General features: G+C 71.6%; 6 protein-coding genes, 5 tRNA genes and 1 pseudogene. 8 read left to right on the forward strand and 4 right to left on the reverse strand.

Annotation, left to right across the window (positions count from 1 at the left end; translation table 11 throughout):
• The 4 genes and pseudogenes from ACZ55U_RS38370 to ACZ55U_RS38385 form a co-directional block, all read right to left on the reverse strand.
• Positions 1–129: pseudogene (locus ACZ55U_RS38370) on the reverse strand (ATP-binding protein); the annotation flags it as partial.
• Positions 110–535, reverse strand: coding sequence for a DUF742 domain-containing protein (locus tag ACZ55U_RS38375; protein WP_465534170.1), 426 nt, complete (start codon positions 533–535; stop codon positions 110–112). The gene ACZ55U_RS38375 and the pseudogene ACZ55U_RS38370, both read right to left, overlap by 20 nt.
• A 166-nt stretch (positions 536–701) precedes the next feature.
• Positions 702–1,115 (reverse strand): roadblock/LC7 domain-containing protein, encoded by a 414-nt coding sequence (locus ACZ55U_RS38380; protein ID WP_465534178.1) that lies wholly within the window; start codon positions 1,113–1,115, stop codon positions 702–704.
• 10 nt (positions 1,116–1,125) lie between these two features.
• The gene (locus ACZ55U_RS38385) at positions 1,126–4,869 is read right to left on the reverse strand and encodes a nitrate- and nitrite sensing domain-containing protein (protein ID WP_465534172.1); all 3,744 of its coding nucleotides are present in this window, start codon (positions 4,867–4,869) and stop codon (positions 1,126–1,128) included.
• A 592-nt stretch (positions 4,870–5,461) separates the two neighbouring features.
• Between ACZ55U_RS38385 and ACZ55U_RS38390 the strand changes: the two genes are divergently transcribed.
• The 8 genes from ACZ55U_RS38390 (at position 5,462) to ACZ55U_RS38425 (ending at position 8,980) form a co-directional block, all read left to right on the forward strand.
• Positions 5,462–5,728: a hypothetical protein gene (locus ACZ55U_RS38390; RefSeq protein ID WP_465534174.1), complete on the forward strand. Its 267-nt coding sequence runs from the start codon at positions 5,462–5,464 to the stop codon at positions 5,726–5,728.
• 217 nt (positions 5,729–5,945) lie between these two features.
• Entirely contained in the window at positions 5,946–6,746 is an 801-nt protein-coding gene (locus ACZ55U_RS38395; protein WP_465534176.1) for a fumarylacetoacetate hydrolase family protein, read from the forward strand.
• Between the two features lie 61 nt (positions 6,747–6,807).
• Positions 6,808–8,238 carry a glutamate--tRNA ligase gene (gene gltX, locus ACZ55U_RS38400; RefSeq protein WP_465534180.1) on the forward strand — a complete coding sequence of 477 codons (1,431 nt, stop codon included), beginning with the start codon at positions 6,808–6,810 and terminating at the stop codon, positions 8,236–8,238.
• A 238-nt stretch (positions 8,239–8,476) separates the two neighbouring features.
• Positions 8,477–8,548 (forward strand) — tRNA-Gln (locus ACZ55U_RS38405).
• Between the two features lie 36 nt (positions 8,549–8,584).
• Positions 8,585–8,657, forward strand: a tRNA-Glu gene (locus ACZ55U_RS38410).
• A 27-nt stretch (positions 8,658–8,684) separates the two neighbouring features.
• A tRNA-Glu gene (locus ACZ55U_RS38415) sits at positions 8,685–8,757 on the forward strand.
• A gap of 26 nt (positions 8,758–8,783) precedes the next feature.
• Positions 8,784–8,856 (forward strand) — tRNA-Glu (locus ACZ55U_RS38420).
• Between the two features lie 49 nt (positions 8,857–8,905).
• Positions 8,906–8,980: transfer RNA gene (locus ACZ55U_RS38425), tRNA-Gln, on the forward strand.
• Positions 8,981–9,146 lie beyond the last annotated feature (166 nt).

Below are 9,146 nucleotides of genomic sequence, written 5' to 3' on the forward strand. Positions count from 1 at the left end.
CAGGGGGTTGATCTCGGAGACGGCGCCGACGAGCGTGGTCTTGCCGACGCCGAAGCCGCCCGCGACGACGATCTTCGCGGAGGTGGTGGCGCGGGTGGGAGCGGCCGCGTTAGAGCTTGCGAAGTCCACTGAGGACCCTTTCGAGCAGCGTGACATCGGGCGTTCCGCCCGACTCGCCCGCGGCGGCGGGCTGGTGGATGGCGACGAGGCCGGCCTCGGCAAGGTCGGCGACGAGGATGCGGGCGACACCGAGCGGTACGCCGGCCAGTGCGGAGATCTCCGCGATGGACTTGACCTCGCGGCAGAGGCCGACGATCCGGGCGTGCTCGGGCAGCAGCCCGCCGGCCCGGTCGGCCGAGCCGGTGGTGGAGATCAGCGCCTCGATGGCGAGCTGGTAGCGGGGGCGGGTCCGGCCGCCGGTCATCGCGTACGGGCGGACCAGCGGCTGCTGCTCGTAGCCGTCGGACTGCTGCCCGCCGTAGCCGCTGCCGTACCCGTGGCCGTACGGGCCGGCGGGTGTCGAAGGCGGGGTCATGGGTCCTCCTAGTGCTGCAGCCATGAGCAGCCGGTTCCAGCTGGGGCGGTGCCAGCTGAGGCGGGATCAGCTGCCTGAGGGTAGCTGAGAGGGTGTCGCCGGGTCCGGTCGGGTCGGACCCGGCGAGGCGGGTTGGACGGATGGGCGGTTCCGCACGGGGCTCCGGTCAGTGCAGGAGACTGCCCTGGAGTTCCGCGCGCAGTGCGGGGGTGAGGACGGCGCCGGCGCGGTCGACCAGCAGGGCCATCTCGTAGCCGACGAGGCCGATGTCGGAGTCCGGGGCGGCCAGCACGGCGAGCGACGAGCCGTCGCTGATGGCCATCAGGAACAGGAAGCCCCGCTCCATCTCGACCACCGTCTGGTTGACCTCGCCGCCCTCGAAGATCCGGGACGCCCCGTTGGTCAGCGAGGTGAGGCCGGAGGCGACCGCGGCGAGCTGGTCGGCGCGGTCCCGGGGGAAGCCCTCGGACATGCACAGCAGGAGGCCGTCCGCGGAGACCACCACGGTGTGGGACACCCCGGGGGTGTTGTCCACGAAGTTGGTGATCAGCCAGTTCAGGTTCTGTGCGGCCTGGCTCATCTGGTTCAACTCAACGCTCCTGGTGATCTGCGCCGTTGCCGTCGTTCCGGCCACCGAAACTATCGAATCCGCCCTGCTGGGCACCATGCTGGAAGCCCGCCTGGCCGGCGGCCTGCTCGGCCCCGGCGCGGCGGCCCTGCTGGATGCCGCGGCGCAGGTTGGTCAGTCGGCCGCGGACCTCCTCGGGAGCCCGCGAGACCTGAGGACCGGTCAGCGGCGAGGCCTCGGCGGTGCCGGAGACCAGGTTGGCCTGCGGGGTCCGCCGGGGCAGGCCCGACATGGTGACGCCGCTGGTCGAGGGCTCGCGGATCTGCTCCGCGCGGCGCCAGCGCTCGTCGTTCGCGGACAGGCGCCACGGGGCGTCGTCGGTGCCCGGCTGCGGCCGGCCCGGCTGCTGGGGCTGCTGCTGCGGCTCCTGGGGCCGGACCTGCTGCGGCGGAGCCTGCTGCTCCTGGGCCTGCGGCTGGAACTCCGGCGCGGAGGTGCCGGGGCGGCGCGGCTGGTACGGACGCGGCCGGGCCTGCTGCGTCAGGCCCTCGTCCTGCGGGAACCACGTCTGCTGGCCGGTGTGCTGCTGACCGGAGGCCTCGGACGGCCCGGTCGGCAGCGCCATCGGCTCCTGGTGCGGCAGCGGCTGGGGCTGCTGCGGGGCCTGCTCCTGGCGCACCGGCTCCGGACGCGGCGGGTTCGGCACGTTCGGCAGCACCGGCTCGACCAGGCCGAGGCCCAGCGGGTCGCGCGGGTCGATCTGGCTGGCCTCGAAGCGCGGACGGGCGAACTGCTGGGTGCTCTCCATCGGCGCCGGCTCGGCCGCCGGCAGCGGCTGGGGCTGCTGCGGGGCCTGCGGCGGCAGCTGCGGCTGGCGGTCGCGCTGCGGCGCGTCCGGGCCGGGGCGCTGCGGACCGCGCGGGCCCTGGGCGGCCGGGCCACCGGGGGCGCCGGGGCCCTGCGGGGCCGGACGGCGCTGCGGCAGGCCGTCCTGCGGACGGTTGCCCGGGCGGGCGCCCTGCTGCGGCGCGCCGGGGCGGCCGTGCTGCGGCTGCTCGCCGGTCCGGGCGGCCGGACCGCCGTCGAACTCGGCGCCGGGGCGCGGACGCTCCCGGCCGGGCAGCGGCTGACCCTGCTGGGGCCGGCCCTGCTGCGGCTGACCGCTCTGGGGCTGACCGGGCTGCTGCTGGCGGTCACGGCGGGGCAGACCCCCGGGACCGGCCTGCGGCGGGCCCTGGCGGCCCGGGGCGCGCTGCGGCAGACCGCCCTGCGGGGCCTGCTGCTGGGGGAGCTGTGGCGCCTGAGGTGCCTGCTGCTGGGCCTGCTGGGCCTGCTGGGGCTGCGGCGGCTGGGCGGGCTTGCGGCCCTGGCCCGGCTGACCCGCGCCCGGCGGGACGGGGTTCTCGCGCAGCGACTGGCCGACCTGCCGCGTGGGCAGGCCGCCGCCGGAGCGGCTGCCGGGCGCACCCGGACCACCCTGCGGAGCGGGACCGTTGGGAGCCGCCGGAGCGGCCGGACCGCCCTGGCCGAGCTGCGGACGGCCGCCCTGCGGGGCGCCGGAGCCCGGACCGCCCTGGCCGAGCGCGGCCGGACCGCCCTGGTGGGCGGGCGGCACCTGGCGCTGCTGGCGCGGGGTCGGGGCGACGGGGCGCTGCTGCTTGCCCTGGCCGGAGGCGCCCCGGCCGGAGCCCCGGCGGTCGCCGGAGTTGGTGACGTCCACCGGGAGCATGACCAGCGCGGTGGTGCCGCCGGAGTCGCTGGGGCGCAGCTGGATCCGGATGCCGTGGCGCAGCGACAGGCGACCGACCACGAACAGGCCCATGCGGCGGGAGACCGAGACGTCCACCGTCGGGGGGTTGGCCAGGCGCTCGTTGATGTCGGCGAGGTCGTCGGGGCTCAGGCCGATGCCGGTGTCGTGGATCTCGACCAGGACGCGGCCGTCCGGCAGCGCGTGGCCGGTGACCCGGACGCGGGTCTGCGGGCTGGAGAACGAGGTGGCGTTCTCCAGCAGCTCGGCGAGCAGGTGGACGAGGTCGTTGACGACGCGGCCGGCGACCTCGGCCGACGGGACGGCGGCGAGCTCGATGCGCTCGTACTGCTCCACCTCGGAGGCGGCGGCGCGGAGCACGTCGACCAGGGGGACGGGACGGGTCCACCGGCGGCCCGGGTCCTCGCCGGCGAGGACGAGGAGGTTCTCGCCGTTGCGGCGCATGCGGGTCGCGAGGTGGTCCAGCTTGAAGAGGTTGGCCAGCTGGTCCGGGTCCGCCTCGCGGCTCTCCAGCTCGGAGATGAGCGACAGCTGGCGCTGGATGAGGCCCTGGCTGCGGCGCGAGAGGTTGGTGAACATCGCGTTGATGTTGCCGCGCAGGAGGGCCTGCTCGGCGGCGAGGCGGACGGCCTCGCTGTGCACCATGTCGAACGCGTGGGCCACGTGGCCGATCTCGTCGGTGGAGTCGACGGCGACCGGTTCGACGGTGGTGTCGACGTCGTGCGGGTCGGCCTCGGAGAGGGTCTTGACCAGCTCGGGCAGGCGGCGCTCGGCGACGTCCTCGGCCGCGGCCTGGAGGCGGGTCAGCGAGCGCACCATCGACCGGGCGATCAGACCGGCGCCACCGAGGGCGACGAGCAGCACCAGGGCGATCGCGACACCGATGATCAGGGCGTCGGCGTCGGCCTGCGACTGGAGGTCCTGGGCCTTGCCGTCCAGGTTCTCGATCAGCTTGGCCTCGATGCGGCGCTCGGCCGAGATCTTGGCGCTGGCCTTCTCGTACCAGTCCTGGTAGGTGACGACGTCGGTCTGGCGGATGCCGTTCTGGGTGAGGATCGTGCCCGCGTAGCGGTCGGCGTCGGCGACCACCGAGTTGTAGCTGAGCTGGCTGCGCAGGTTGTCCAGGTCGTGCGCGGTGTAGATGTTGTTGAAGCTCGCGATCGCGTTGTCGTACGAGGTGCGCAGGCGGATGCCGAAGGACTCGTCGCTCGGGCTGAGGTCGGGGGACTTCGGGTTGGCGAGCGCGGCGCTGATCAGGGCCCGCTGCTGCGAGGTCGCGTTCTTCGCCAGCGAGAACTGCTGGAGCGCGCGGGTGGAGACGACCAGGTCCTTGTTGTTCGACGCGAGCGCGATGTCCTGGGTGATGGACAGCAGGTCGCGGATGATCACGTCGTAGGCGGTGATCGTCGACTGGATGTTCTGGTTGTTCTGGTACGGCGCGCTGCGGGTGTCCGCGATCGAGTTCAGGTCCTTGCGGATCTGGAGCAACAGCGCCTTTCCACCGGACAGTTCGAGGTTCTCGAACTTGTCGGAGGAGGTGGTGAAGGTGCGGCTCAGGTCGTCGGTGGACTTGCGGGCGGCGACGATGTCGTCGTCCAGCGGCGCGGTGGGGTTGCGGGTGATCGGGCCGGCGCTGATGTCGCGCTCGGTCTGGAGCGCGTCCGCGAGGTTGGTCGCCTTCTTGGCCAGGTCGGACAGGTTGGCCATCTGGGCGAGTTGCTGCGAGTTCTCCATCGAGGTCTGGATGCGCAGGCCACCGAGGACCAGCGAGACCAGGACGGGGAGGGCGAGCAGCGCGATCAGACGGGTGCGGATGCGCCAGTTGCGCATCGCGAGCCGGTTCAGACCGGTGGCGCGGCGCCGGGTCAGGGACGTGCGGAGTTTGTCCCGGGTGGACTTCCGCTCCTGCCCGTCCTCCTCCGCGGGGTGGCCGATGGCCTCGGGGGTCACCGGCTCGGCCGGGCCGCCGGGGGCCGCCGCCGGTCGGGGGGCTGCCACAGGCTCGCGCGACTCCGGGTCACCCGCGGCGCCGCTACCCCTTTTGAAACGTCCCTGCACTGGCGTCGCAACCTCTGGACCGGGCGTCCCGCCGCGTCGCCACGGCCTGGACGGTGTCGAGTTTCCATCCGCACCCCGGCCGGTCCGGGAGAGCGGGCACCGGGGTGGACCACTCCCTACCCACGGTCCGTCGCATTCCAGCACAGCCGGGGAATCCCAACAAGGGCCGTAGGAACCATGTCGCGGACGCTACCGAGTGCTTGTGCGATCTCACGGACTGTGCCGCAACGGGACCGGAATACCGCCTTTTTCGGACACTCGCCGGATACATGCCAAGAGAACCCCGGGTCTGGAAGAGTCGCAGACCTTCCGTAATGCACCTTATCGGCTGAATGTCGGGAAATCTCGGTGCGGCGATATGTCGGATATTTGCCTTTTGCTCGGCATTTTGTGAGCAAAATCACAGTCTAATGTGTAGCTTTGGTCACGGTCTCTGTGGAATGAGATCTCGTAACCTGGGCTGTCTCCGGAGCACGGCCCCGATCAGCCTGCCCAGAACCCTTCCGAATCAATCGGAAAATCCATCAGACCGGTGCCGATCCGCCGCGATCGGCCCGGCCGCGACCACGAGGTGCTCTCGATGTCCCAGGCGAAGAAGGCCACCCAGTCCACGCTGTCCAGCCGCCCCACGGCGAACCCGCGCCGGACGACGCTGGCCTCGGTCGAGGACTTCAGCAAGATCCCGGGCGCCCGCAAGCCCGAGGACGTCGTGACCTACGGCACCGAGCTGCCGTCCGTCACCGCCAACCCGCGCCGCACCCAGCTGATGGTCGCCCCGGTCGTCGCCGTCCGGGACTGACCCCGCAGCGCTCCGCGGAGGGCGCCGTCGTCACGACCGTGACGACGGCGCCCTCCGTCGTCGTCCCCCCGTGCCGCTGAACAGGGGCAAAGCGGTCAGCCGGGGCCCCGCGCGATAGCCTGGAGCCGATTGACGGGGCCGCGCCCACCGCGGGCGGGGCGCCCACCAGCGCCCGGGCGCGCCCCGGGCGGCCGACGAAGCGAGGGGTAGCCCAGCCGTGCGCATTGCCAGGTTTTCCGTCCGGGAAGGGAGCCCTGCCGCCGGCAGCGTCTCCTTCGGAGTGGTGGAGGGCGACCCTTCCCAGCCCGACTCGCTGGTCGTCCACGCCCTGGCCGGCCACCCGTTCGGCCAGCCCCAGCCCACCGGTGAGAGCTACCGCTTCCAGGACGTCCGGCTGCTCAGCCCGATGCTCCCGAACAAGATCGTGGCGGTCGGCCGCAACTACGCGGCGCACGCGGCCGAGCTGGGCAACGACGTCCCGGACGTCCCGCTCACCTTCTTCAAGCCGTCCACCTCGGTGATCGGCCCGACCGAGAACATCGCCTACCCGCCGTTCTCCTCGGACGTCCACCACGAGGCCGAGCTGGCCGTGGTGATCGGCCGGATGTGCCGCGAGGTGCCGCTGGACCGGGTGCCCGAGGTGATCCTCGGCTACACCTGCGCCAACGACGTCACCGCCCGGGACGTCCAGCAGCGCGAGGGCCAGTGGGCGCGGGCCAAGGGCTTCGACACCGCCTGCCCGCTGGGCCCCTGGATCGAGACCGACCTCGACCCGGGCGACCTCGCGATCACCTGCACGGTCAACGGCGAGCTCCGCCAGACCGGCCGCACCTCCCTGATGATCCGCTCGGTCGCCGAGCTGGTCGTCCACATCTCCGAGGCCATGACGCTGCTGCCCGGCGACGTCATCCTCACCGGCACGCCCGCAGGGGTGGGCCCCCTCAACGTCGGCGACGAGGTCGCCGTCTCCATCGAAGGCATCGGCACTCTCACCAACAAGGTGATCAAGCGTGGCTAACACTGACCCGGCCGTCCGGGTTCGCTTCTGTCCGTCCCCGACCGGCAACCCCCACGTGGGGATGGTCCGCACGGCCCTCTTCAACTGGGCCTACGCCCGCCACAACGGCGGCACGCTGGTCTTCCGGATCGAGGACACCGACTCCGCCCGCGACTCCGAGGAGTCGTACAACCAGCTGCTCGACGCCATGCGCTGGCTCGGACTGGACTGGGACGAGGGCCCGGAGGTCGGCGGCCCGGACGCGCCGTACCGCCAGTCGCAGCGGATGGACATCTACGCCGATGTCGCCCGCCGCCTGCACGAGGCCGGCCACGCCTACTACTGCTACTGCTCCACCGAGGAGCTGGACGCCCGCCGAGAGGCCGCCCGCGCGGCCGGCAAGCCCTCCGGCTACGACGGCCACTGCCGCGACCTGACGGACGACCAGGTGGCCGTCTACAAGCTGGAGAAGCGCGAGCCGATCCTGCGCTTCCGGATGCCCGACCGGACCATCAGCTTCGACGACCTGGTGCGCGGCACGCTCACCTTCGAGCCGGAGAACGTGCCGGACTACGGCATCGTCCGGGCCAACGGCGCCCCGCTGTACACCCTGGTCAACCCGGTGGACGACGCCCTGATGGGCATCACCCACGTGCTGCGCGGCGAGGACCTGCTGTCCTCCACCCCGCGGCAGATCGCGCTGTACGCCGCGCTCGCCGAGATCGGCGTCGGCAACGGCACCACCCCGCGCTTCGGCCACCTGCCGTACGTGATGGGCGAGGGCAACAAGAAGCTCTCCAAGCGCGACCCGCAGTCCTCGCTGAACATGTACCGCGAGCGCGGCTTCATCCGCGAGGGCCTGCTCAACTACCTGTCCCTGCTGGGCTGGTCGCTGGCCGAGGACCGCGACCTGTTCGACATGGACGAGATGGTCGCCGCCTTCGACGTCACCAAGGTGAACGCCAACCCGGCCCGCTTCGACCTGAAGAAGTGCGAGGCGATCAACGCCGAGCACGTCCGCCGGCTGGCCCCGGAGGATTTCGTCGGCCGCCTGGTGCCCTTCCTCCAGGGCGCCGGGCTGCTGCCGGCCGAGCCCACCGCCGAGCAGCTGGACCTGCTCGCCAAGGTGGCGCCGCTCACCCAGGAGCGGATGGTCGTGCTGAGCGAGATCGTGAACATGGCCGGCTTCCTGTTCGTGGCGCCGGAGGACTTCGCCCTCGACCCGGACGACGCCGCCAAGGTGCTGACCGCGGACGCCCGCCCGGTGCTGGAGGCCAGCATCAAGGCGCTGGAGGAGCTCGGGGACTTCACCCCGGAGCCGATCCAGGCCGCGCTGCGCGAGGCGCTGGTGGACGGGCTGGGCATCAAGCCCAAGTTCGCCTTCACGCCGCTGCGGGTGGCCGTCACGGGCCGCCGGGTCTCCCCGCCGCTGTTCGAGTCCATGGAGCTCCTGGGACGCCCTGAGACGCTGCGCCGGCTGCGGGCCGCCCTGGACGCCCTCCCGGCCGCCTGACGGGCCTGGGAGCAGGCCGCGGGCCCGGCTCCGTGCCGGGCCCGCGGCGTACCCGGACGTCATCCGCGGGCCGCCCGGGCGCCGCCCGGGGTTATCGATTTTGGAGCCGGGGCCGACGTCGGGTAATGTTCTTTCTGCGCCGCCCGGGAGGGAACGGACGAGGGAACGAAAGCCCCTCGGAAGGGACCGAACGAGAGGCGCAACGCCTGAGAAGGACCCCCTGGGGGTTCAACTCTGGTGGGGTATGGTGTAATTGGCAGCACGAGTGATTCTGGTTCATTTAGTCTAGGTTCGAGTCCTGGTACCCCAGCGCAGTACGTCAGTACGGCACACAAAAGAAGATCAAGCCCCCGTTGTGTAGCGGCCTAGCACGCTGCCCTCTCACGGCAGTAGCGCCGGTTCGAATCCGGTCGGGGGTACTGATCCCGCAAGGGATCACCTGGAAAGCCCCCGTTGTGTAGCGGCCTAGCACGCTGCCCTCTCACGGCAGTAGCGCCGGTTCGAATCCGGTCGGGGGTACTGATCCCGCAAGGGATCGCCAGGAAGCCCCCGTTGTGTAGCGGCCTAGCACGCTGCCCTCTCACGGCAGTAGCGCCGGTTCGAATCCGGTCGGGGGTACTTCAGAGCAGGAAGCCGGTGGGCTCGCCCATCGGCCCTTGCTTTGTGTTGGGGTATGGTGTAATTGGCAGCACGAGTGATTCTGGTTCACTTAGTCTAGGTTCGAGTCCTGGTACCCCAGCCAGAAATTGGAAAGACCCCGTTTACCGGGGTCTTTTTGCTTTTCCGGGAAATCCTCCGAAGGGCCCCGCTCGACACGGCGGTTTCTAGCGGTCGTTGCAACACGTGGTCGGTTGTCTAGGCCGCGAGGAGTTTAGCCAGACGCTCGGCTGGGGTTTCCCAGCCGAGCG

The organism is Kitasatospora sp. NPDC034533 (assembly GCF_055575155.1).

Coding starts and splice junctions, on each gene's coding strand:
- ACZ55U_RS38380 (WP_465534178.1), bottom strand. CDS start 1,115: ATGAGCCAGGCCGCACAGAACCTGAACTGGCTGATCACCAACTTCGTG.
- gltX (WP_465534180.1), top strand. CDS start 6,808: ATGGTCCGCACGGCCCTCTTCAACTGGGCCTACGCCCGCCACAACGGC.
- ACZ55U_RS38375 (WP_465534170.1), bottom strand. CDS start 535: ATGACCCCGCCTTCGACACCCGCCGGCCCGTACGGCCACGGGTACGGC.